Genomic DNA, 22,085 nt, shown 5'->3' on the forward strand with positions numbered 1-22,085 from the left:
AACTGTAGTGCTGTGTCGATTGTGCAGCTTCGGTACAGTTTCCGCCTGTACCCGACGGTTGGTCGGCGTTCCTCTCTGGCCCAGGCGTTCGGGTGCGCCCGCGTCGTCTTCAACGATGCCCTTCGGGAACGTGAGGACGCGCGAGCTGCCGGGCTGCCGTTTCCGAAGGCCGCCGAGCTGTCCAAGCGGCTGACGGAGGCGAAGAAGACCCCGGAACGCGCCTGGTTGGGCGAGGTGTCCGCCGTGGTGCTGCAGCAGTCCCTGCGGGATCTGGAGACCGCGTACGGAAACTTCTTCGCCTCCCTCAAGGGCACCCGCAAGGGTCCGAAGATCAAACCGCCCCGGTTCAAGTCCCGCAAGGACAACCGGCAGGCGGTGCGGTTCACCGCGAACGCCCGATGGTCGATCACACCGGGCGGCAAGCTGAACCTGCCGAAGATCGGCCCCGTGCCGGTCCGCTGGTCCCGTGTGCTGCCGTCCACCCCGTCCACCGTGACCGTGATCAAGGACGCCGCCGGAAGGTACTTCGCGAGCTTCGTCGTGGAGACCGGCCCCGACCTGCTGCCGGAGACAGGCCAGGCGGTGGGTGTCGACCTCGGGCTGACGCACTTCGCGGTCCTGTCCGACGGCCGGAAGATCGAATCACCGAAGTTCCTGCGCCGTGCCGAGAAGAAACTCAAGCGCGCGCAGCAGGCCCTGTCCCGCAAGGCCGAGGGCAGCAACAACCGCGACAAGCAGCGGGTCAAGGTCGCACGGGCACATGCCCGCGTGGCCGACGCCCGGCGCGAGTTCCACCACCAGCTCTCGACTTCCCTCGTGCGCGAGAACCAAGCGCTCGCGGTCGAGACACTGTCGGTCAAGGGACTCGCGCGCACGCGCCTCGCCAAGTCGGTGCACGACGCCGGATGGTCCGCGTTCCTGAACATGCTGGGATACAAGGCCGGCCGAGCGGGGCGCGAGTTCATCCGCATCGGACGGTTCGAGCCGACCTCTCAGGTCTGCTCGCACTGCGGGATCAAGGACGGCCCCAAGCTCCTGCACGTCCGCGAGTGGACATGCGGGGACTGCGGGACCGTCCACGACAGGGACGTGAACGCCGCCCGGAACATAGCCAAGGCCGCAGGACTTGCGGTCTCAGCCTGTGGAGCGCAGATAGGACCAGGACTCGTCCCGGCACCGCGCGGTGAAGCAGGAACCTACCCGGACGCCGCGTGTTCCACGCGCAGCGTGGAGGGAATCACCGGCCTTCAGGCCGGTTGAGGATGTCAATTCTGGATCGCCCGCACCGTCTCCCACGGGGGTTTCGGCCACCGCGCGCCGCGCAGCGAGTTCGCCGTCGCGCTCGGTTGCGAGCTGCGCCACGCGCACCGCCTCGTCTACGCCGAGGGCGTCGCGCTCGACGCTGCGGGAGCGGCCGCCCCGATCGGGCTGGGCTGCCGGATCTGTGAGCGCCGCGACTGCGCCCAGCGCGCCCGCCCGCCGGCGGGCGGGCGCCTGGCGGTCGAGCCGGACCGCCGCAGCCGCGTTCCCTACGCCGTGCTCGGTGACAGCCCCGGCACCGGGCGCTGGCCGGGGCCGTCGTAGCGGGCGAGCGGGCGGATCAGCGAGTTGTGGGCGAGCTGTTCGGTGATGTGGGCGGTCCAGCCGGTGATGCGGCTCAGCACGAAGAGGGGTGTGAAGACGGGGGTGTCGAAGCCCATCAGGTGGTAGGCGAGGCCGGCGGGGTAGTCGAGGTTGGGGTGGATGCTCTTGTGTTCCAGCATCGCCTCGCGCAGTGCGGCGTGCAGGGCGGCCAGCCGGGCCGTCCCGGGGTCGGCGCTGCGGGCCACCAGGTCGTCCAGGGCGGCCTGCATGATCGGGACGCGGGAGTCGCCGTGCCGGTAGACGCGGTGGCCGAAGCCCATGATCTTCCGCTTGGCGGCGAGTGCCTCGTCGAGCCACTGCGCGGCCCGGTCGGGGTCGCCGATCTCCTCCAGCATGTGCATCACGGCCTCGTTGGCGCCGCCGTGCAGGGGGCCCTTGAGTGCGCCGATCGCGGCGGTGACGGCGCTGTAGAGGTCGGAGAGGGTGGAGGTGACGATGCGGGCGGTGAAGGTGGAGGCGTTGAAGCTGTGCTCGGCGTACAGCACGAGGGAGATTTCGAAGCAGCGGACCACCTCGGGGGCGGGCACCGCGCCGAAGCACATGTGGAAGAAGTTCTCCGCACAGCCGAGCCCGGGGTCCGGCGGGATGGGCGCCAGGCCCCGGCGTCGGCGCTGGTCGGCGGCGACGACGGTGGGCAGTTTCGCCAGCAGGGTGAGGGACTTGGCGAGGTTGGGCGCGGGGCGGCCGTCGTCCTCGGTGGGGTCCTCGGCGCCGAAGAAGCTGACGGCGGTGCGCAGCACGTCCATCGGGTGGCAGGTCTCGGGCAGTTTGGCGAGCAGTTCGGCGGTGGTGCCGTCGAGCGGGCGCAGGGCGGCCTCGCGGGCCCGGAACTCCCGCAGCTGTCCGGGGTCGGGCAGTTCGCCGTGCCACAGCAGGTACGCGACCTCCTCGAAGGAGCGCTGGGCGGCGAGGTCCTGGACGGGGTAGCCGCGGTAGGTGAGGGAGTTGGTCTCCTGGATGACGGTGGAGATCCCGGTAGTGTCGACGACGACTCCGGCGAGTCCGCGGTGGATCCCGGGTGCGGTGGTGGGCATGGCTGGTCTCCGATGCGGGGTCAGGCGCCGGGTGGGAGGGTGAAGTCGTAGACGGCGGTGTCGAAGGCCGCGTACTGCTCGTATCCGAGGAGTTCGTACAGCCGGGAGCGGGTCTGCATGCGCGGCAGCAGCGACTCCTGGGTGCCCTCGGCGGCGAGGGTGCGCAGGCCGTCCTCGACCGCGCCCATGGCCAGGCGCAGCAGGGTGACGGGGTAGAGCGCGATCTCGTACCCGAGGTCCTGGAGGGTGCGGGCGTCGAGCAGCGGGGACTTGCCGAACTCGGTCATGTTGGCGAGCAGCGGGACGTCGACGGCCTTGCGGAAGGCCTCGAACTCGGCCTCGTCGGCGAGGGCTTCGGGGAAGATCGCGTCGGCTCCGGCGTCGACGTAGGCCTTGGCCCGGTCGATCGCGGCGCGCAGGCCTTCGACGGAGCGGGCGTCGGTGCGGGCCATCAGCAGGAAGTCGGGGTCGCGCCGGGCGTCGACGGCGGCGCGCAGGCGGCGGGTCATGTCCTCGCGGGGGACGACCGCCTTGCCGTCGAGGTGGCCGCAGCGCTTGGGGTTGACCTGGTCCTCCAGGTGCAGGCCGGCGAGGCCGGCGTCCTCCATCAGCTGGACGGTGCGGGCGGCGTTCATGGGCTCGCCGAAGCCGGTGTCGGCATCGATCAGGACGGGCAGGTCGGTGGCCCGGGCGGTCTGCTGGGCGCGGGCGGCGACCTCGGTGGCGGTGGTCAGGCCGATGTCGGGCAGGCCCAGGTCGGCGGCGAGGACGGCGCCGGAGAGGTAGGCGGCCTCGAAGCCGAGGTCCTGGATGAGCCGGGCGGAGAGCGGGTTGAGCGCGCCGGGCATCGTCAACAGCCGCCCGGTGGCGAGGCGTTCGCGTAGGGCGCGGCGGCGCTGGGCGGGGGTGGTGCGGGTGTGCAGCATCAGAACAGGCCCTTCGGGAGGAGCGCGTCGAACGCGCGCACGGCCTCGGTGTCGACGGCGGGGAACAGCTCGTCCAGGTCTGCGGCCTTCAGCTCGGCGAGATCGGCGGCGGCTGCCAGGAAGCGGTCCTGGTCGGCGGGGGAGACGACGCCCTCGGCCAGGGTGCGGAACTTCCGCTGGTACGCGGGGCGGTCGAAGGGGCGGGCGCCGGCGGGGTGGGCGTCGGCGACGCCGAGCTCGTCCTCGATCACCGTGCCGTCGTCCAGGGTGATCACCACGCGGCCGCCGAAGGCCCGGCGCTGAGGGTCGGGGTCGTGGTAGCGGGCGGTCCACTGCGGGTCCTCGACCGTGGTGATCTTCCGCCAGAGCGTCACGGTCTCGGGGCGTCGGGCCCGCTCGGGGGCGTAGGAGCGCTCGTGGTGCCAGGCGCCGTCCTCCAGGGCGACGGCGAGGATGTACGGGATGGAGTGGTCGAGGGTCTCCCGGCTCGCGGTCGGGTCGTACTTCTGCGGGTCGCCCGAGCCGGAGCCGATGACGTGGTGGGTGTGGTGGCTGGTGTGCAGGACGACCGAGCGGACGCCGCCCAGCGGTCCGGCCTTCTCGCGCAGCCGCCGTGCCAGGTCGATGATCGCCTGGGCCTGGTACTCGGCGGAGTGCTCCTTGGTGTAGGTGTCCAGGATCGCCCGCCTCGGCTCGCCGGGCGCGGGCAGCAGCACGGTGTAGTCGGACTGCGGGCCGTCGAGCATCCAGGCGAGGAAGCCGTCCTCGCCCTCGTAGACGGGGGACGGGGAGGTCTCGCCGCGCATCGCCCGGTCCACCGCCTCGATCGCGGCCTTGCCGGCGAAGGCGGGGGCGAAGGCCTTCCAGCTGGAGATCTCGCCCTTGCGGGACTGCCGGGTGGCCGTGGTGGTGTGCACGGCCTGCTGCACCGCCTGGTACACCGTCTCGGTCGGCAGCCTCAGCAGCGCGCCGAGCCCGCAGGCGGTGGCCGCGCTCAGGTGCGCGACGTGGTCGATCCGGTGGGCGTGCAGGCAGATGCCCCGCACCAGCGCGACGTGGACCTCGTAGGCGGCGACGATGCCGCGCAGCAGGTCGGCCCCGCTGCGGCCGGTGTGCTGGGCGACGGCCAGCAGCGGCGGGATGTTGTCGCCGGGGTGGGAGTAGTCGGCGGCGAGGTAGGTGTCGTGGAAGTCCAGTTCGCGCACCGCCGTGCCGTTGGCCCAGGCCGCCCACTCCGGCGAGACCCGGGTCGGGCTGCCGAACACCCGGGCGCCCGGCGCGCCGCGGTGGGCGAGCGCTTGGGCGCGGGCCACCGCCACGGGCCGGCGCAGAAGCGACGCGACGGCCACCGCCGCGTTGTCGATCACCCGGTTGACGGCCATGCTCACGCCGGCCGGGTCCAGCTCCTCGGTGCCGGTGGCGACGGCGGCGAGCTTCCAGGCGAGCTGCTCCTCACGCGGCAGCCGGTCGGCACTGGGGTGGACGTGGACGTGGTGCTCGATCACGGGACTCCTCGGGGGCGTTCGACGGCTCTCGGGCTTGCATGATCGAGCCTGCGCGTCGGACGGCCGATGATCCAGCATGCCAATCGGTGGAATCCGTACGGCGGATTCCTGTGAAGCTGCGAAACCTGCGAACCTCGCCGGGGAACCGGTTCCCCGCAGCGGCCCGGAACAGCGCAGCGCCCCGGAGAGCGCGCGGGTGGCGCGTTCTCCGGGGCGCTGGGCGTAGCGGGCGCCGAGGGGCCGTCAGGTCGAGGGGTGTGCGTGGAACCCGCGTCCGCTCTTGCGGCCGAGCAGGCCCGCCTCGACCATGCGGGAGAGCAGGGGCGGCGGCGCGTAGAGCGGCTCCTTGTACTCGTCGTACATGGACTCGGCGATGGCCTGCACGGTGTCCAGGCCGATGAGGTCGGCGAGTTGGAGCGGGCCCATGGGGTGGGCGCAGCCGTGGACCATGCCGGCGTCGATGTCCTCGGGGCTGGCGTGGCCGGCCTCGGCCATCCGGACGGCGGAGAGCAGGTAGGGCACCAGCAGGGCGTTGACGACGAAGCCGGCCCGGTCGCGGGAGCGGATGACGTGCTTGCCGAGGGTGTCCCGGGTGAAGGCCTCCACCCGGTCGAGGACGGTCGGGGCGGTGTGCAGCGAGGCGACCAGTTCGACGAGCGGCATGACGGGGGCGGGGTTGAAGAAGTGCAGGCCGAGGACGTGGGAGGCGCGGTCGGTGGTGATGCCGAGGCGGGTGACCGGGATGGCGGAGGTGTTGGTGGCCAGGACGGCGTCGTCGGCGACGAGCACCTTGTCCAGGGTGCCGAGCACCTCGGTCTTGACCCGTTCGTCCTCGACGACTGCCTCGACGACGAGCTGGCGGTCGGCGAGCGCTTCCAGGTCGTCGGCGAACAGCAGGTGGGCCCAGGCGTCCGTGCGCTGCTGCTCGTTGATCCGGCCACGGTCGACGGCGCGGTGCAGCGAGCGGTCGATCCGGGCCCGGGCGGCGCGCAGGGCGCCTCGGCCGGCCTCGCAGACGACGGTGTCCAGGCCGGCGCGGGCGAAGACCTCGGCGATGCCGGAGCCCATCTGCCCGGCGCCGACGACCGCGACGCGGCGGATGTCGTTCATGGTGTTGCCTCCGTGGTCGGGCGGCTCAGGCCGCGGTGCGGATCCGCACGAGGTGGCGGGCGTAGGCCTCGGTGGTGAGGAAGGCGGGCAGGTCGGCGCCGAGGGCGGTCTCCTCCAGGATCCGTACGGCGTCGTCCACCAGCGCCGGGTCGGCGCCCTCGGCGAGCAGGGTGGCGCGCTCGCGGTCGATCAGCCGCCGTACGAGGTCGGGGGTGGCGAGCGAGCCGCCGGTCAGCCGGGAGCAGTGGTGCTGCCACTGCCAGATCTGGCAGCGGGCGATCTCGGCGGTGGCGACGTCCTCCATCAGGCCGAAGACGGCGACGGCCCCGGAGCCGCCGAGCCAGGCCGTCAGGTAGCGCAGGGCGACGGCGACGTTGGAGCGCAGGCCCTGTTCGGTCGGCAGGCCGACGGACAGCCTGTGCACGCCGAGCAGGTCGGCGGCGGTGACCTCGACGTCCTCGCGGGTGCGGTCGAGCTGGTGCGGGCGGCCGTCGAGGACGGTGTCGAAGGCCGCCCGGCAGGTGGAGACGAGGCCGGGGTGGGCGACCCAGGAGCCGTCGAAGCCGTCGCCGGCCTCGCGCTCCTTGTCGGCGCGGACCTTGGTCAGGGCGGCCTCGTTGGCGGCGGGGTCGCGCTGCGGGACGGCGGCGGCCATGCCGCCGATGGCGTGGGCGCCGCGGCGGTGGCAGGTGCGCACCAGCAGGTCGGTGTAGGCGCGCAGGAAGGGCTGGGTCATGGTGAGGGTGGCGCGGTCCGGCAGGACGTAGCGGGGGCCGTGCGTGGCGAAGTTCTTGATCAGGCTGAACAGGTAGTCCCAGCGCCCGGCGTTGAGGCCGGCCGCGTGCTCGCGCAGCTCGTACAGGATCTCGTCCATCTCGAACGCCGCGGTGATGGTCTCGATCAGCACGGTGGCGCGGATCGTTCCGTGCGGGATGCCCAATTCGTGCTGGGCGAAGGTGAAGACGTCGTTCCACAGCCGGGCTTCGAGGTGGTTCTCCAGCTTGGGCAGGTAGAAGTACGGGCCGCTGCCGCGCTCGATCTGCCGCCGGCCGCAGTGGAAGAGGTGGAGGCCGAAGTCGACGAGGGCGCCGATCGCGGGGCGGCCGTCGATCAGCAGGTGCTGCTCGTCGAGGTGCCAGCCGCGCGGGCGCACGACGATGGTGGCGGGCGTGTCGCCGATCCGGTACCGCTTGCCCTCCGGGGTGGTGTCGTCGATCCGGCGTTCGATGGCGTCGAGCAGGTTCAGCTGGCCGGTGAGCAGGTTGTGCCAGGTGGGGGAGGTGGCGTCCTCGAAGTCCGCCAGCCACACCTTCGCGCCGGAGTTGAGCGCGTTGACGGCCATCCGGCGCTCGGGCGGGCCGGTGATCTCCACCCGGCGGTCCGCCAGGCCGGGTCCGGCGCCGGCCACCCGCCAGGTGGTGTCCTCGCGGACGGCGCGGGTCTCGGGAAGGAAGTCCAGGGTGCCTCCGGCGGCGAGCGCTGTCGCGCGGCGGCGGCGCTCGGCGAGGAGTTCGGCGCGGCGGCAGGCGAAGGCCCCGTGCAGGCGTGCCAGGAAGTCCAGGGCGTCAGGGGTGAGGATCTCGTCGAAGCGGTCCTCGTGTTCGCCGAGGACGTCGATGCGGCTGGGCTGGCTCATCCGGTTCTCCAGGTGGCGGGCGGGAGGGCGCCCGGGGCCTCGTCCCTCAACGAGGCCCCGGGCGGCGGGGTGAAAGGCGGTCTCTCCCCAAGGAGGCCGCCAGGGCGGCTCAGTGGAACTGCTCGGCCTCGGTGGAGCCGGTCAGGGCGAGCGTCTCGGCGTTCGGGTTGAGCGCGGTGGAGACCAGGTCGAAGTACCCGGTGCCGACCTCGCGCTGGTGCTTCACCGCGGTGTAGCCCTGCGGCACGGCCGCGAACTCGGCTTCCTGGAGGTCGACGTAGGCCGTCATCCCGTGCTCGGCGTAGCCGCGGGCGAGCTGGAACATCGAGTGGTTCAGCGCGTGGAAGCCGGCCAGCGTGATGAACTGGAAGCGGTAGCCCATCGCGCCCAACTCCCGCTGGAACTTGGCGATCTGGTCGTCGTCCAGGGCGGCCTTCCAGTTGAAGGACGGCGAGCAGTTGTAGGCGAGCATCTTGTCCGGGTACTCGGCCTTGAGCGCCTCGGCGAACTCGCGGGCCTGGGCGAGGTCCGGGGTGCCGGTCTCCACCCAGATCAGGTCCGCGTACGGGGCGAACGCGAGGCCGCGCGAGATCACCGGGGCCATGCCCGGCTCGACCCGGTAGAAGCCCTCGGCGGTGCGCTCGCCGGTGCAGAACCGGGCGTCGCGCTCGTCGACGTCGCTGGTCAGCAGGTTGGCGGCGAGCGCGTCCGTGCGGGCCACGATCAGGGTCGGCACATCCGCGAGGTCGGCGGCCAGGCGGGCGGAGTTGAGGGTGCGGACGTGCTGGGCGGTGGGGACGAGCACCTTGCCGCCCAGGTGCCCGCACTTCTTCTCGGAGGCGAGCTGGTCCTCGTAGTGGATGCCCGCCGCGCCGGCCGCGATCATGCCCTTGGTGAGCTCGAAGGCGTTCAGCGGACCGCCGAACCCGGCCTCCGCGTCGGCGACGATCGGCACCAGCCAGTCCGGCCCGCCGTCCGTCCCCTCCGCCGCGTCGATCTCGTCGGCGCGCAGCAGCGCGTTGTTGATCCGACGCACCACCTGGGGAACGGAGTTGGCCGGGTAGAGGCTCTGGTCCGGGTAGGTCTGCCCGGCCTGGTTGGCGTCGGCCGCGACCTGCCACCCGGACAGGTAGATCGCCTGCAGCCCGGCCCTCACCATCTGCACGGCCTGGCCGCCCGTCAGCGCGCCGAGGGCGTGCACGTAGTCCTGCTCGTGCAACTGCCGCCACAGGCGCTCGGCGCCCCGGCGGGCCAGCGTGTGCTCCTCGCGGACGGTGCCGGACAGCCGCACGACCTCGGCCGCCGAGTACGTGCGCTCGATGCCCGCCCACCGCGGGTCGGACGCCCACCGGGCGGCCAGCGCCGCCGCCTGCTGCTCCTGCTGCTGCCGGACCGACTGAGTCATGGGTCTGCTCCCCAGGGGTGCTCGTTGCGAAGGTTGTGAGGTGTCTCACCGCAAGGGTGAGTGGGCGGCCGGGCGGCGGCGGAACGCCGCAGGACGTGGATGCCCGGACAGCCTGCCCGGCCGCGACCGACCTGGTGTTTCGCCGCTGTCCTGCGCACCTCCCGGCCGCACCACCGACTCTGGCACCCCGCGGAGCCGCCGTCACCGATGGACCACTGCCAACTTCTGCGAACGGTCCTCGGCAAATCTGCGAAGGTTGCGACGACTCGGCCCCTCGCCGTGCGGCTAGGCTTCCCGCACCGGATCGGCCGACGCCCGGTGAGGGGAGAACGACACGATGGGAAAGGCCTTCGCCGGTGCCCGGCTGCGCCGCCTGCGCGAGGAACGCGGACTCAGCCAGGCCGCCCTCGCCCGGCTGATCGACCTCTCACCCAGCTACCTCAACCAGCTGGAGCACGACGCCCGCCCGCTCACCGTGCCCGTCCTGCTGCGCCTCACCGAGGCCTTCGGCGTCGAGGCCGGGTACTTCGCCCCGCCCGACAGCGCCCGGCTCACCGCCGAACTGCGCGACGCGCTCGGCGAGGAGCTCGCGGCCGGACGGGTCACCGCCGGGGACCTCGACGAGGTGGCCGCCCGCCTGCCCGCCGTGGCGCGGCTGCTCATGGACCTCGGCCGCAGCCGACGGGCGGTCGCCGAGCAGCTCGCCGTCCTCGCCGGGGACCGCGGCCCGGCGCCCGACACCCTCACCCCGCACGAACAGGTCCGCGAGTTCTTCTACCGCCGCCAGAACTACCTCCACGAACTCGACACCGCGGCCGAGGAGTTGGCCGCAGCCATCGGCCTGCGGCGCGGCGAGGTCAGGGCGGTGCTGGCCGACCGGCTCGCCTCCGGCCACGGCGTACGGACCGTCGCCGGAGGCGAGCACCTGCACCGGTACGACCCGCGCAGCAAGGTCCTGAGCCTGTCGGACCGGCTGCGCCCGGGCCAGCAGGCCTTCCGGATGGCCACCCAACTCGCCTACCTGGAACACGATCCGCTGCTGTCCGAACTCGCGGCCCAGGACAGCCCGGAAGGCTCCACCGCCTGGTCGCTCACCCGGATCGGCCTGGCCAACTACTTCGCCGCCGCCCTCGTGCTGCCGTACGCCGCCTTCCACGCCGAGGCCGAATCGGCGCGCTACGACATCGAGCACCTCGCCGACCACTTCGGCGTCGGCTACGAGACGGTCTGCCACCGGCTGAGCACCCTCCAACGGCCCCGGCTGCGCGGCGTGCCGTTCTCCTTCGTCCGGGTCGACCGGGCCGGCAACGTCTCCAAGCGCCAGTCCGCGACCGACTTCCACTTCTCCCGCACCGGCGGCACCTGCCCGCTGTGGAACGTCTACGAATCCTTCGCCGCCCCCGGCCGGGTCCACGTCCAGGTCGCCGCCATGCCCGACGGCCGGCGCTACCTCTGGACCGCCCGCGCCGTCACCCGCTCACCCGGCGGCTGGGGCCGCCCCGGCAAGACCTTCGCCATCGGCCTCGGCTGCGAACTCCGCCACGCCGCACGGCTCGTGTACTCGGCGGGACTGGACCTCGGCGACGTGGCGGCCGCCACCCCGATCGGGCTCGGCTGCAAGGTGTGCGAACGCCCGGCGTGCCCGCAGCGCGCCGCGCCCGCCATCGGCCGGCCGCTCGCGCTCGACGAGCACACCAGCACCTTCATCCCGTACCCCGCGCTGCCCGACCCCCGGAACTGAAGGCCGCCACCCGGCGTACCGGCACCTCCGTCCGAGCCCGACGCCCGTCCGTCCGAGCCCGACGCCCGTCCGTCCGAGCCCGACGCCCGTCCGTCCGAGCCCGACGCCCGTCCGTCCGAGCCCGACGCCCGGCGGTTCGCGCTCGGCGGGCTTCGCACGGGCACCGCCCGACCCGCTCCGGGAATCATGCAGGTGCTCGGAACTTCCCCGACGTCCGGTCCGACTTCTGTGCCGGGCGCCGTCGCCGACAGCGTCCGGCAGAGCACACCCCTTCACCCCAGGAGCGCGAGCATGTGCGGGATCACCGGCTGGGTGTCCTTCCACCAGGACATCGGCCAGTCCTTCCACCAGGACACCGGCCACGGCGCCGCCTCCGTCATCCAGGCCATGACCGACACCATGGCCCTGCGCGGACCCGACGCCGGCGGGGTCTGGCTCGGCCGCCACGCCGCGCTCGGCCACCGCCGCCTCGCCGTCATCGACATCGAGGGCGGCACCCAGCCCATGCCCGACCGCCCCGAACACCCGCAGGTGGTGCTCACCTACAGCGGCGAGGTCTACAACCACCACCGGCTGAGATCCGAACTCGCCGCCAAGGGCCACCGGTTCGAGACCCGGAGCGACACCGAGGTGGTCCTGCGCGCCTACCAGGAGTGGGGAGACGCCCTGGTCGACCACCTGGAGGGCATGTACGCCTTCGCCGTCTGGGACGACCGCGAGCAGCGCCTGCTGCTGGTCCGCGACCGGCTCGGGGTCAAGCCGCTGTTCTGGGCCGGGACCGACGGCGGCCTCGTCTTCGGCTCCGAACCCAAGGCCCTGTTCGCCCACCCCGAGGTGACCCCCACCGTGGACGCCGACGGCCTGCGCGAGGCCTACAGCCTGCTGTTCAACACCGGCCCCACCGTCTGGGCCGGCATCCGTGAGGTGCACCCCGGCAGCCTGCTCGTCCTCGACCGCGACGGTATCCGCGAACGGCGCTACTGGGAGCTGACCGCCCGCCCGCACACCGACGACCCGCTGACCACCACCGAGCTGATCGGCGGCCTGGTCGACCGCGCCGCCCGTACCCAGCTGGAGGCCGACGTCCCGCTGTGCAGCCTGCTCTCGGGCGGCCTCGACTCCACCGTCGTCACCGCCCTGATCGCCGACGAACTCCGGCTCCGCGAAGGGCCGCAGGCCACGCTGCGCTCCTACGCCGTCGACTACAGCGACCAGGCCGAACGGTTCACCGGCGACGTGCTGCGCACCGGCCACGACACCCCCTTCGCCGCCGAGGCCGGCGCGTTCATCGGCACCGAGCACTCCACCGTCGTCCTCGACCCCCGTGCCCTGCTCGACCCGGACAACCGGCGCGCCGTGGTCGTCGCCCGGGACTCGCCGATCGGCGTCGGCGACATGGACACCTCGCTCTACCTGCTGTTCGGGGAGATCCGCAAGCACTCCACCGTCGCCCTCTCCGGCGAGGCCGCCGACGAGGTCTTCGGAGGCTACCCGTGGTTCCACAACCCGAAGGCGCTCGCCGCTCGCGCCTTCCCCTGGCTCCTGGTCACCGGGGACCAGGCCGCCATGCCCCTGCACCCCGACCTCGCCGCCCAGCTGCGCATCCCCGAGTTCCGCGCCGACACCTACCGCACCGCCGTGGCCGCCGTCCCCCGCCTCGACTCCGAGAGCGCCGCCGAACACCGCCTGCGCGAGATGCAGCACCTCTCGCTCACCCGCTGGCTGCGCCAACTCCTGCACCGCAAGGACCGCCTCTCCATGGCCCAGGGCCTGGAGGTGCGGGTGCCCTACTGCGACCACCGCCTCGTCGAGTACGCCTTCAACACCCCTTGGGCGATGAAGAACCACGACGGCCGGGAGAAGAGCCTGCTGCGCGACCTCGGCCGGGGCATCGCCCCCGACTCGGTGCTCTGGCGGCCGAAGAACCACTACCCGGCCACCCACCACCCCGACTACAACGCAGGCCTGCAGCGGCTGGCCCGCGAGGCGCTGGACGTACCGTACGTACGGGACATCGCCGACGAGACGGTCGTCGGGGCCGCCCTCGACACGCCTGCCGGGCAGTTGCCGTGGGGCCACCGGCTCCGCCTGGAGCGGGTCGTCGACCTCGCGCTGTGGCTCGACCACCACCGCCCCGCCCTGGCCCTCTGACCTCGCCGCCCCGCCCTGGCCCTCTGACCTCGCCGCCTCACCACCTCACCGCCTCGCCCGGGTCCGGCCGTGGGCGGGTGCCGGTGGTGGCGCCGCCGCCGGGCCTCCCCGTCTCCCGGCCGGAACCGGGCCGGGGAGGCCGGGTGGCGTCAGCGCTCGGCGGTCAGGGGCGCGTAGGCGTCGGGGCGGCGGGTGGCGTTGAAGGGGAAGAGTTCGAGCCAGTCGTGGCGCTGGTCGAGGTCGAGGTCGGCGACCAGGACGGCGGCCTCGTCGCGCGGTGCCCGGGCGAGTACGCGGCCGTACGGGTCGACGATGAACGAGCTGCCGTAGAAGGTGAGTTCGCCTTCGGTGCCGATGCGGTTGGGGACGACCATGAAGGTGGCGTTGGCGATGGCGTTGCCGGTGATGACCTGCTGCCACAGCGGCTGGGTGTCGAAGCCGGGGTGGCCCGGCTCGGAGCCGATGGCGGTCGGGTAGACGAGGACGTCGGCGCCGGCGAGGGAGTAGGCGCGGGCGAGCTCGGGGAACCACTGGTCCCAGCAGGTCGGCAGGCCGATGGCGGCGTCGCCCACCTCGGCGAGGGGGAAGGCGTCCTCGCCGGCCGGGCCCTGGCGGAACCAGGTGTCCTCGTAGTAGCCCTCGGTCACGGGGATGTGCAGCTTGCGGGTGCGCTGCACCAGGGTGCCGTCGGGGGCGACGAGGATCGCGGTGTTGTAGCCGAGGCCGTCGGGGCCGTCCGGCCCGTCGGCCTTCTCGAAGAGCGAGGCGTGCACGTGGAGGCCGTGCTCGCGGGCGGCGGCCGCGGCGAACGTGAAGGTCGGACCGGTGCGCAGGTCCTCGGGCTCGACGGCCTGCGGGTGGTCGGCCTGGCGCAGCACGGCGAAGTACGGGGAGAGCGTGAGCTCCTGGAGGGCGACGAGGGTGGCGCCCTGTTCGGCGGCGAGCCGGATCCCCTCCAGCAGGCCGGCCCGGTGCTGCTCGGGGTCCGCGTGCCAGCGCTGCTGGACGAGGGCGACCCGCAGGGCGGCGCGCCGGGGTGCGCGGGTGCGGGCCGGGGACGCGGGCGGGTTCAGGGCGGTGATCAGGCGCATGGCGGGTCCTCGGGTCGTCTCGGGTGATGGTGTCGGGAGCAGCGGCCGAAGCCGTGCCGGAACGTTCCGGCACGGGTGACCCTAAGCTGTGCCGGAACGTTCCGGCAAGGGGGTGCGAGCAGCACCGCAGGCGCCCGGACGACGGGTGGCTCCCGGTACTGCGTCTAGACTTCCGGGCTGTGACCAGCCGATCCGTGACCCTGTTCGACGTGGCCCGGGCGGCCGGGGTGTCCAAGAGCACCGCCTCCGACGCCCTCCTCGGATCCGGCCGGGTGGCCGAGGCGACGCGCGAACGCGTCCAGGCCGCGGCCCGAGAGCTCGGCTACCGGCCGAACTCGGCGGCACGCAGCCTGCGCCGCTCCAGCACCGGGGCGGTGGGCCTGTACCTGCCGCGCACGGCGACCCGCCTCGACTACTACATGAAACTGGCGTTCGGCGCCGTCGAGCGGGCCCGCGAGGACGGCCTCGACGTGGTGCTGCTGGCCCCCGGGAAGGCGGCGGAGGACGGGCTGGCCGCCCGGGTCGACGGACTGATGGTCATCGATCCCGAGGTCGACGACCCGGCCGTGCCCGGCCTGCTGGCCGCCGGCGTACCCGTGGTCACCGGGGAGCGCTACCTCGGCGGCGGGGCCGCTCCCAGCGGGTCGGTGGTGTGCGACAACGCCACCTCGCTCGTCGCCCTGCTGGACCACCTCGCGCAGCGCGGGGCACGCCGCCCGGCGCTGCTGGCCCCCGGCCCGGGATCCGACTGGGCGGCCGCCCTGCGGGCCGCCGCCGCCGACTGGACCAGGCGCCATGGCGTCGAGGTCGCCGTGCGGACGGTCCCGTTCGCGGCCACGCCGACCGAGGCCGAGGCCGCCACCACGGACCTGCTCGCCGGCACCCCGGGCCTGGACGCCGTGGTCTGCGCCCCCGACGGCGCGGTGCCCGGCGTGCTGGCAGCCGTGGCCCGGGCAGGCCTGCGGGCCGGATCCGAGGTGCTGGTGGCCGCCTGCGTCGACGGCGCCGCGGCCCGCGGGTCGAGCCCGCAGGTGACGGCGGTGGACCTGCGCGCGGCGGAGTACGGCCGCGAATGCGCCGCCCTGCTCAGCGACCTGCTGTCGGGCGCGGCGGACCCGGGCGTGGTACGGACCCACGCGTGGGAACTCCACGTCCGTTCATCCACCGCCGGGCACGGCTGACACCGACCCCGAACGGACACCGGCCGCGGCCCCGGACGACGACCGGCCGTCCTCGTCTCCGGGGGCGAGGGCGAATACGTTCGTTCGGGTGGATTGGCGCCGATAACGACAGGTGGGGCACGGTCCGGCCGCCATGATGCCGTCACGGAACGACCACCCGTAGGGAGCGCCTCACCATGACGACGCAAGGCCAGGCCACCACCGAGACCGGCGACGAACCACTGGACCTGGCCGACCAGGAGCTGGTCCGCGATCCGTTCACCTCCTACGCGCACATCCGCGAACGCGAGCACCTGGTGCGGGGCCGCGTACGAGGCGTCGACCCCATGTGGGTGGCCACCCGCCACGACGACATCCGCACGATCATGAGCGATCCCGACTTCACCATCGACGCCGCGACCGTCCCCGGCGCGAAGGTGGCCCACCGCACCGAACAGACCTGGCAGGCCCGCGGCATGTACGCGGGCCACGAGAAGTACCTGCGCGCCGGGATCTTCGACTCGGACGGCTCCGACCACCGCCGTCTGCGCGGCCTGGTCGCCGCCGCGTTCTCCCCGCGCCGTGTGGCCGCGCTGCGCCCCCGGATCGAAGCCATCGCCGCCGACCTGCTCGACCGCCTGCCGGACCACGCCGAGGACGGCGTCGTCGACCTGATCGAACACTTCGCCCGACCGCTGCCCATCACCGTCATCTGCGAACTCATCGCCGTCCCCGAAGCCGACCGCGACCGCTGGCGGAGCCGCAGCGCCACCCTGGCCGCCGGCACCTGCGGCGAGGAACTGGGCGACGCGCTCGCCGGCATGGTCGCCGACGCCCACCTCCTCATCGGCCTCCACACCGCCGACCCCGGCGACGACCTCATCTCCGAACTGCTCGCGCCCCACCACGACGACCGCCTGAGCACCGACGAGCTCGTCTCGCTCATCACCAACCTGGTCGTCGCCGGGCACATCACCACCGTCAACCTCATCGCCAACAGCACCGAAGTGCTCCTCGCCCACCCCGACCAGCTCGCCCTGCTGCGCTCGGACCCCGCCCTCATGCCGCACGCCGTCGACGAACTCATGCGCTACTGCGGGCCCGTCGTGCGCGCGCTGCCCCGCTACGCCACCCGCGACACCACCGTCGGCGCCACCCCGGTGTGCGCCGGAGAAGCCGTCCTCCCGATCGTGTCCGCGGCCAACCGCGACCCTGCCGCCTTCGCCGACCCCGACCGCCTCGACCTCGGCCGCACCCGCCACAGCAAGGAGCCCCACCTCGGCTTCGGGCACGGCGCGCACCGCTGCCTGGGCGCGCACCTCGCCCAGGAGGAGACCGCCGTCGCCCTGGCCGCCCTGTTCAACCGGGTACCCGACCTGCAACTCGCCGTCGACCCGGAGCACCTGCAACGCGGCACCAACCCGCTCAACTGGCACCTGAAGACCCTCCCCGTACGCCTCCAACCCCCGAGCCACACGCCGCTGGTCTAGGGGCTCTCTTTCGGATCACGCCGGTCGTGCGACCTCGCTGACCGGCGACTTCTCAGCTGTCCTCCCGAACGGTGTGGTAACCCAGCGCGCGGGCCAACGCGGCGACGGTGTCGAAGTTCGCGGTGGGCGAGAGCGCGGAAACCGTCCGGCGATCGAGCGGGGCGTCCGCCAGCACGGCCGCCACCGCCTCCCGGTCGACGGACTGCTCGTGGTGGTCCTCGGCGTAGTCCACGAACGCCTCCGTACCGTCGGCGTCGGTGAGCAGGTCGAACAGCCAGTCGGCGCCGTCCGTCTCGCCGTCGGCGAACTCGACCGGCCCGCACCGCCAGTCGGTGCCGCCCGTCTCGCGCCAGGCGCACACGGTCGCGTCGAAGAAGCCTTCGAGCTGGAACTCCGGCGCCTGCGTGTAGTGCGCGAGCGAGCCGGGCAGGCCGTCGAGCAGGCCGGGCCAGTGCGCGCGGTCCTCCTCCCGCCACGGGGTGGCGTCGCTCTCGTGGTCGAACCCGTAGAGGAACACCCCGGCCGGGTCGAAGACGATCGCGTACTGGTCACCGGAACCGTTGTCCATGCACGCCAGATCGACGCCCGGACGCCACCCGGCCACGTACGAGTGGTCGGGTGCGTAGGGGGTGGAGACGATCGAGTCCAGCAGCGCCAGCGCCCGGCAGCGGGCGCGCAGCTCGTCGGGCCCGGGCAGGGCGGCCAGAAGGTGGTGAACAGTCATGGCGCACACTCAACAGCACGCCACTGACACTCCCGGTCCGCCCGCCTGCGCGGCGTACGAGCCGGTTACGGCTTGCGGGCCAGCGCGCAGGAGATCAGCTGTTCCCACACCGTCAGGGCGGGCCTGTCCACGCCGTTTCCGGTGCCGTCGTCGTCCGGCGTGGGGTCCGGCCGCCACAGTGAGCAGGGGACCAGGCCCGGTTCGAGGAGTTCAAGACCGTCGAACAGGCCGATGATCTCCTCGTCGGTGCGCCACTGGCCGCGGCCGAAGCTGCTCTGCAGCTTCTGCTCCAGGAGCCGGGTCTCCTCGTTCCCGCCGGAGCGGAAGTGGGAGATGTAGACCTGGCTGTCCGGCGGCACCCGGTCCACCCACCAGCGCGCGAGCTCGGCGGGGCGTTCGGCATCGGTGAGGTGGTGCAGTACGGCGCTGAAGACGACGCCCACCGGCTCGTCGAAGTCGACCAACTCCTGTAGGCCGGGGTCGTGGTAGAGCTCCTCCGGCTCGCGCAGGTCCGCCCGGATCACGGTGGTGCGGTCGTCGGCGGTCAGCAGGGCCCGGCTGTGGGCGACCACGACCGGGTCGTGGTCGACGTAGACGACGCGCGCGTCCGCACGGTGCCGCTGGGCGACCTGGTGCACGTTGTCGGCGGTGGGCAGGCCGCTGCCCATGTCGACGAACTGGGAGATGCCGTCGCGGGCCATGGCCGCCACGGCGCGAACGAGGGCCCGGCGATTGGCGAAGGCCACCGCCTGCGAACCGGGCAGGTCCTTGATGAAGAAGTCGCCGATCTCGCGGTCGACGGCGTAGTTGTCCTTGCCGCCGAGCAGATAGTCGTAGACCCGGGCGATGCTCGGGTTCGACTGATCATCCTCTGAGTTGCGATCGGTCACGGCAACAGACTCATAATCCCTTGGTCGTGGGTTTCGAGTCCCACCCGCCCCGCACTCGGTCAGCGCGGCTGTCCTTCACACAGGTCCCTGTGGCCTGTGAAACGTCCTCATTGTGCGATCGGAAATCTAGGGCACTGGGTGCGCCCGGACCGGGCTGCCCCGCCAAAGTTCACCCGGATGGGAACGCGGAAGCCGGTGGCTGGAGGACAACGCCTCTTGGTACGGGCTCGCCACCCCGCTGTCCGCGTCGCTCCCGCAGCGCGGCGACCTGGTGACCCTCATCGCCGCGAAGAACCCGACGGCTGGCACGGTCGGCCGGACCTGGCAGGCCCTCGACCCGGGTGAGGCCGGCACCGTGGAAGTCGCGCGGATCGCCCGCCTCGACGAGGTCGCTCTGCCCTGACCGGAGCAGGTGCGGTCTCCGGTTCTGGTGGGGCCGGTTCACAGAACGGCCCCACCAGACTTTGTCGTGGTGTCGGCTACCCGAGGCTCTCTGCGACGCGGATGAGTTCCTCGTCCGAGAGTCGTGGGGGGCCGCCGGTGGTGACGGCGAAGGTGTAGGTCCCGTCAGACCATGTCAGCGACCGGGGTCCGCTATGAGAATCCGGTTGTGTGATGGTCGCGGGGTGGCCCTTGACGCTGGCGGCCCGGCCGGCTGGTGGCGTGCTGTTCCGGAGAGTCTGGCTGATGATCAGGGACCCTGCTTCGGGCCCCGTTCCCAGCCGGTACCCGCTTGCCCAGGCGGGGGTGTCGGTCGGGAGCGGGGCCAGGCCGGGCAACTGGACCATCCTGCCTGCGGGGTAGGGGTAGTAGTTCTCCGGCAGGAACGCGGGCCGGAGAAGGTTGCGCTCGTCGAAGTGGATGACGGGCTTGCCTGCGGGGTCGTTCAGCGCCCTGGTCCCGAGCGGTTTGTTCAGGTGGGTTGTGATCTGTCCGATGCCACCTGGGTCGCAGGACCCCGGGGCGACAGTGTGCCGCAGGGAGACCTTTACTGTCTCGGCGGTCTCGCGGGCCACGAGCTCGGGTTGCTTCTCACAACTCCAGCCGATGCTGAGTGTCAGGGTCTGGCTGTCGGAGCTGAGCAGCAGCAGCTGGCCGGTCACGGGGCCTTCGTGGACCTTGGTTTCCGGGCCCCGGTTCACCCATGCGTTGATCGCGAAGCCGCCACCGAGAATGGCCATGGCAGCCACGGCGGTCAAGCGATTCCGTCGTCCGCGCTTTGATATCTGACGGACGGTACCTTGCGTCACGAGCCCTCCCCGGCGGTCGCGGCCATGCTTGCGGCATGGCGTGCGCGAAGTCAAGCGAGATGGGAAGCGGAACTCACTGGGCAAATCGTTCAAAGATGTGCCGTTCAATTGCCAAGAAATGGCAAAGCCCTGACGGTTGTGCCCGGAAAGGTCTCGCAAGGGTGCTTCTGGGGCTTTTATTTGCGGTGTGCGGGGCGTTGGCTTGGCGCTACCGTGCTGGGTGCAACGTGGTCCACGAAGGCTCTGATTGAATCCAATTCGGGGGGAACCGAATGGTTCAAAAAAGCAGCTCCGGTCGGAAGTGGATAATTCTAGCCACTGCCCTACTGGCGTCGGTGTCCGCAATTGCTCCGGCTGTCGCCATATCGGGGGATGGCACCCTCACCACACCGTCGGCTCAACCAGGCAACGCACCCAAGAGGAAGCTGCCGGCCGGCGCCACCGGTGCAGCTGCGCTGCTGGGGGCCGCCAAGCCGGAGGTCATCGAGCTCATGAAGAAACAGGAGGTCCTAGACAAGGTCGTCGACCGTATCACCGGAGGGCAAGAGGAACAGAACCGGGATCGGATCCCGGGATTTTCCGAAGTCGAGGTCGACCCAGGGGTCAATCGCATCACCTTGCACTGGAAGGGGGAGCTTCCGGACACAGTTCACGGTGTGCTCCAAGACCTTCCGAAGGACGTGAGCGTGCAGGTCGTACCTGCCAAGTACTCCAAGGCGGAGCTGCATGCAGCCCGTGAGAAACTGCTGTCGAACGGCAAGCCGATCCCCATCGCGGCGAAGAGGCCAAGCCACATCAACAGTATCGGGCCGTCGCTTGACGGAAGCGGCCTCGACCTCGGCTACGAGACGGACGACGAGCGGGCCCCCGAGATGCAGGCAGTCCTTCCGCCGCTTCCCGCCGAAGAGCTGACGCCGCAGGTGGAGGCCATCGCATCTGCCATCGCCGGTGTGGAAGTCCACGCCCGCCACCAGGCGATGGTTGTGGACCTGACGCGAGGAGAAGACTCCGAGCCTTGGTACGGCGGCGCCGGCATTCATCAGCCCGCGGGTGGGACGATCTGCTCCACTGGCTTCGGGGTATACAAGCCCTCGGCTCAGGGCAAGAACTTTGTCACCACTGCCTGGCACTGCGGCGCAGGCTCGTACGAGACCTGGTACAGCCATCAGTACATGGGATACGCCAACGAGGGTGACGGAAACGCCGCCGATGACACGATCGGTATCGTCCCGCGCGACAGCCAGCACTCGGGCGGATACGTCTATGGCGGCCCGTGGAACGAGAGCAGCGGTTATGCCCTTCAGGTCTCCGGTTCCGGCGGCAACAACGTAGGCGACTACGTCTGCCACTCCGCCGCCAACTCGGGGGCGCACTGCGGTCTTCGCGTTCTGCAGGTCGATCGGCAGATTCAAGGGCCTAACAAAGTCTGGCGCAAGTTCGCTGACCAGGTCGTTCAGACGGACCCGAACGACATTGCCGCCGCCAACGGAGACAGCGGCGGACCTGTCGTCACGGAACTTGGCGGAGGCAAGCTCCAGGCCCGCGGAACCATCACGTCGCTTGAGAAGGAGACCAACTGCGGCGGCCGAGCGACCTCTGACGGTGGAACTCGAACGCCGTGGTGCTTCAACGGAATGTGGTACGTCCCCATTTCCCAGACGCTCGCCGACATGGGGTGGGTCCTGAGGACAGACAACCCGTGAGAACAAACCGCTCCTGAAGCGGTATCCCGGTGCCGCGAGCTCTCCGCTGACGGGTTGCAGCAGCAAGGTGCGGTGGCGAGACCTTGGTCTCGCCCCCGCACCTTGCTGCGGTGGCGGACCTGTGGCGCGGATCCCAGGTCATTCGCGGCTCCTACGCTTGTGACCATGACCTCCGCCAACCCCCTGAGCAGCGGCATGTCCGCATCCTGGCGGCTCGACCGCTCACCTAGAGATCGACGACCACGACATCGCCGACCAGGTCCGTTCGTACGAGCTGCGGCACACCGCCGGGCAACTCCCCGAACTCCAACTGCTGCGGCAGACCGCCAACCCGGAGTGGGAGGGCGCCGCCCGCGTCGCGGTGGGCGAGGATCCGGGCCCGGCCGCCGCCGCGTTCTTGGCCGTCCTCGACCCCGCCGAGACTGAGCGCGCGGTCCTGGCCCGGCACGACCTCCTCTGACGCCGAGCCGGCTCATCGGGGTCTGGGTGCGCCGGCAGGCCGGCGCCCGGGCGGGGGCGCCGGGTGTTCGTGCGTTTGGGGGGCACAGTGCGTGGCGTGTCCTGGAAGCGCTTTGACCGTGCGTCTTACTGGGGAGCGGCTGCTGGGACCGGCGGCCTCTGGACC

At 71.9% G+C, this 22,085-nt stretch carries 18 protein-coding genes and 1 pseudogene; 8 read left to right on the plus strand and 11 right to left on the minus strand.

Annotated elements, in window-relative coordinates; translation table 11 throughout:
* The first annotated feature begins 21 nt into the window (after positions 1 to 21).
* Complete coding sequence (locus ACFWPT_RS07200; protein WP_380480322.1) at positions 22 to 1,260, plus strand: RNA-guided endonuclease InsQ/TnpB family protein; 1,239 nt, start codon at positions 22 to 24, stop codon at positions 1,258 to 1,260.
* 9 nt (positions 1,261 to 1,269) lie between these two features.
* A pseudogene (locus tag ACFWPT_RS07205) lies at positions 1,270 to 1,584 on the plus strand (short-chain fatty acyl-CoA regulator family protein); the annotation flags it as partial.
* On the opposite strand, the gene ACFWPT_RS07210 reads toward ACFWPT_RS07205, so the two are convergent.
* The 6 genes from ACFWPT_RS07210 to aceA form a co-directional block, all read right to left on the minus strand.
* The gene (locus ACFWPT_RS07210; RefSeq protein ID WP_380480205.1) at positions 1,530 to 2,678 is read right to left on the minus strand and encodes a bifunctional 2-methylcitrate synthase/citrate synthase; all 1,149 of its coding nucleotides are present in this window, start codon (positions 2,676 to 2,678) and stop codon (positions 1,530 to 1,532) included. The pseudogene ACFWPT_RS07205 and the gene ACFWPT_RS07210 sit on opposite strands and share 55 nt — an antisense overlap.
* A gap of 20 nt (positions 2,679 to 2,698) precedes the next feature.
* On the minus strand, positions 2,699 to 3,604 hold the full coding sequence (prpB, locus tag ACFWPT_RS07215) for a methylisocitrate lyase (RefSeq protein WP_380480207.1): 906 nt from the start codon (positions 3,602 to 3,604) through the stop codon (positions 2,699 to 2,701).
* Positions 3,604 to 5,109 (minus strand): MmgE/PrpD family protein, encoded by a 1,506-nt coding sequence (locus ACFWPT_RS07220; RefSeq protein WP_380480209.1) that lies wholly within the window; start codon positions 5,107 to 5,109, stop codon positions 3,604 to 3,606. The genes prpB and ACFWPT_RS07220 overlap by 1 nt, the downstream gene beginning before the upstream one ends.
* A 243-nt stretch (positions 5,110 to 5,352) precedes the next feature.
* Positions 5,353 to 6,219 carry a 3-hydroxybutyryl-CoA dehydrogenase gene (locus ACFWPT_RS07225; RefSeq protein WP_063352214.1) on the minus strand — a complete coding sequence of 289 codons (867 nt, stop codon included), beginning with the start codon at positions 6,217 to 6,219 and terminating at the stop codon, positions 5,353 to 5,355.
* A gap of 25 nt (positions 6,220 to 6,244) precedes the next feature.
* The gene (aceB, locus tag ACFWPT_RS07230) at positions 6,245 to 7,855 is read right to left on the minus strand and encodes a malate synthase A (RefSeq protein ID WP_380480211.1); all 1,611 of its coding nucleotides are present in this window, start codon (positions 7,853 to 7,855) and stop codon (positions 6,245 to 6,247) included.
* Positions 7,856 to 7,964: 109 nt separating this feature from the next.
* A complete protein-coding gene (gene aceA / locus ACFWPT_RS07235; RefSeq protein WP_063352213.1) occupies positions 7,965 to 9,260 on the minus strand; it encodes an isocitrate lyase in 1,296 nt (431 codons plus the stop codon).
* Positions 9,261 to 9,597: 337 nt separating this feature from the next.
* On the opposite strand from aceA, the gene ACFWPT_RS07240 reads away from it, so the two are divergent.
* Together ACFWPT_RS07240 and asnB are read left to right on the plus strand one after the other, a co-directional pair.
* The gene (locus ACFWPT_RS07240) at positions 9,598 to 11,001 is read left to right on the plus strand and encodes a short-chain fatty acyl-CoA regulator family protein (RefSeq protein ID WP_380380542.1); all 1,404 of its coding nucleotides are present in this window, start codon (positions 9,598 to 9,600) and stop codon (positions 10,999 to 11,001) included.
* Positions 11,002 to 11,292: 291 nt separating this feature from the next.
* Complete coding sequence (gene asnB / locus ACFWPT_RS07245; protein WP_380480214.1) at positions 11,293 to 13,152, plus strand: asparagine synthase (glutamine-hydrolyzing); 1,860 nt, start codon at positions 11,293 to 11,295, stop codon at positions 13,150 to 13,152.
* Positions 13,153 to 13,301: 149 nt separating this feature from the next.
* On the opposite strand, the gene ACFWPT_RS07250 is transcribed toward asnB, so the two are convergent.
* Entirely contained in the window at positions 13,302 to 14,243 is a 942-nt protein-coding gene (locus ACFWPT_RS07250) for a nitrilase-related carbon-nitrogen hydrolase (RefSeq protein ID WP_063352210.1), read from the minus strand.
* A gap of 179 nt (positions 14,244 to 14,422) precedes the next feature.
* Here ACFWPT_RS07250 and ACFWPT_RS07255 point away from each other — a divergent pair, with 179 nt between their 5' ends.
* Both ACFWPT_RS07255 and ACFWPT_RS07260 read left to right on the plus strand, forming a co-directional pair.
* Positions 14,423 to 15,424: a LacI family DNA-binding transcriptional regulator gene (locus tag ACFWPT_RS07255; RefSeq protein WP_380480216.1), complete on the plus strand. Its 1,002-nt coding sequence runs from the start codon at positions 14,423 to 14,425 to the stop codon at positions 15,422 to 15,424.
* 176 nt (positions 15,425 to 15,600) lie between these two features.
* Positions 15,601 to 16,893, plus strand: a complete 1,293-nt coding sequence (locus tag ACFWPT_RS07260; protein WP_380480218.1) for a cytochrome P450 — start codon at positions 15,601 to 15,603, stop codon at positions 16,891 to 16,893.
* A 52-nt stretch (positions 16,894 to 16,945) separates the two neighbouring features.
* Here the strand turns inward: ACFWPT_RS07260 and ACFWPT_RS07265 are convergent, their stop codons facing one another.
* A complete protein-coding gene (locus ACFWPT_RS07265; RefSeq protein WP_380380551.1) occupies positions 16,946 to 17,617 on the minus strand; it encodes a hypothetical protein in 672 nt (223 codons plus the stop codon).
* Between the two features lie 65 nt (positions 17,618 to 17,682).
* A complete protein-coding gene (locus ACFWPT_RS07270) occupies positions 17,683 to 18,507 on the minus strand; it encodes an SAM-dependent methyltransferase (protein WP_380480220.1) in 825 nt (274 codons plus the stop codon).
* Between the two features lie 199 nt (positions 18,508 to 18,706).
* Here ACFWPT_RS07270 and ACFWPT_RS07275 point away from each other — a divergent pair, with 199 nt between their 5' ends.
* Complete coding sequence (locus tag ACFWPT_RS07275) at positions 18,707 to 18,910, plus strand: DUF6093 family protein (protein ID WP_380480324.1); 204 nt, start codon at positions 18,707 to 18,709, stop codon at positions 18,908 to 18,910.
* Between the two features lie 76 nt (positions 18,911 to 18,986).
* Here ACFWPT_RS07275 and ACFWPT_RS07280 read toward each other — a convergent pair whose 3' ends face one another.
* On the minus strand, positions 18,987 to 19,697 hold the full coding sequence (locus ACFWPT_RS07280; RefSeq protein WP_380480222.1) for a hypothetical protein: 711 nt from the start codon (positions 19,695 to 19,697) through the stop codon (positions 18,987 to 18,989).
* A 395-nt stretch (positions 19,698 to 20,092) separates the two neighbouring features.
* Between ACFWPT_RS07280 and ACFWPT_RS07285 the strand changes: the two genes are divergently transcribed.
* Positions 20,093 to 21,460 (plus strand): hypothetical protein, encoded by a 1,368-nt coding sequence (locus ACFWPT_RS07285; RefSeq protein WP_380480224.1) that lies wholly within the window; start codon positions 20,093 to 20,095, stop codon positions 21,458 to 21,460.
* A 226-nt stretch (positions 21,461 to 21,686) separates the two neighbouring features.
* On the opposite strand, the gene ACFWPT_RS07290 is transcribed toward ACFWPT_RS07285, so the two are convergent.
* Complete coding sequence (locus tag ACFWPT_RS07290) at positions 21,687 to 21,908, minus strand: hypothetical protein (RefSeq protein WP_380480226.1); 222 nt, start codon at positions 21,906 to 21,908, stop codon at positions 21,687 to 21,689.
* Positions 21,909 to 22,085: the final 177 nt, after the last annotated feature.

Origin of the sequence: Kitasatospora sp. NPDC058478, from assembly GCF_042720345.1 — a bacterium.
In the GTDB taxonomy this organism is placed as follows: domain Bacteria; phylum Actinomycetota; class Actinomycetes; order Streptomycetales; family Streptomycetaceae; genus Kitasatospora.

Excerpts from the sequence above, each read along its gene's own strand:
- ACFWPT_RS07210 (WP_380480205.1), bottom strand. The coding sequence starts at position 2,678 with ATGCCCACCACCGCACCCGGGATCCACCGCGGACTCGCCGGAGTCGTC.
- prpB (WP_380480207.1), bottom strand. The coding sequence starts at position 3,604 with ATGCTGCACACCCGCACCACCCCCGCCCAGCGCCGCCGCGCCCTACGC.
- ACFWPT_RS07225 (WP_063352214.1), bottom strand. The coding sequence starts at position 6,219 with ATGAACGACATCCGCCGCGTCGCGGTCGTCGGCGCCGGGCAGATGGGC.
- aceB (WP_380480211.1), bottom strand. The coding sequence starts at position 7,855 with ATGAGCCAGCCCAGCCGCATCGACGTCCTCGGCGAACACGAGGACCGC.
- aceA (WP_063352213.1), bottom strand. The coding sequence starts at position 9,260 with ATGACTCAGTCGGTCCGGCAGCAGCAGGAGCAGCAGGCGGCGGCGCTG.
- ACFWPT_RS07240 (WP_380380542.1), top strand. The coding sequence starts at position 9,598 with ATGGGAAAGGCCTTCGCCGGTGCCCGGCTGCGCCGCCTGCGCGAGGAA.
- asnB (WP_380480214.1), top strand. The coding sequence starts at position 11,293 with ATGTGCGGGATCACCGGCTGGGTGTCCTTCCACCAGGACATCGGCCAG.
- ACFWPT_RS07250 (WP_063352210.1), bottom strand. The coding sequence starts at position 14,243 with ATGCGCCTGATCACCGCCCTGAACCCGCCCGCGTCCCCGGCCCGCACC.
- ACFWPT_RS07260 (WP_380480218.1), top strand. The coding sequence starts at position 15,601 with ATGACGACGCAAGGCCAGGCCACCACCGAGACCGGCGACGAACCACTG.
- ACFWPT_RS07265 (WP_380380551.1), bottom strand. The coding sequence starts at position 17,617 with ATGACTGTTCACCACCTTCTGGCCGCCCTGCCCGGGCCCGACGAGCTG.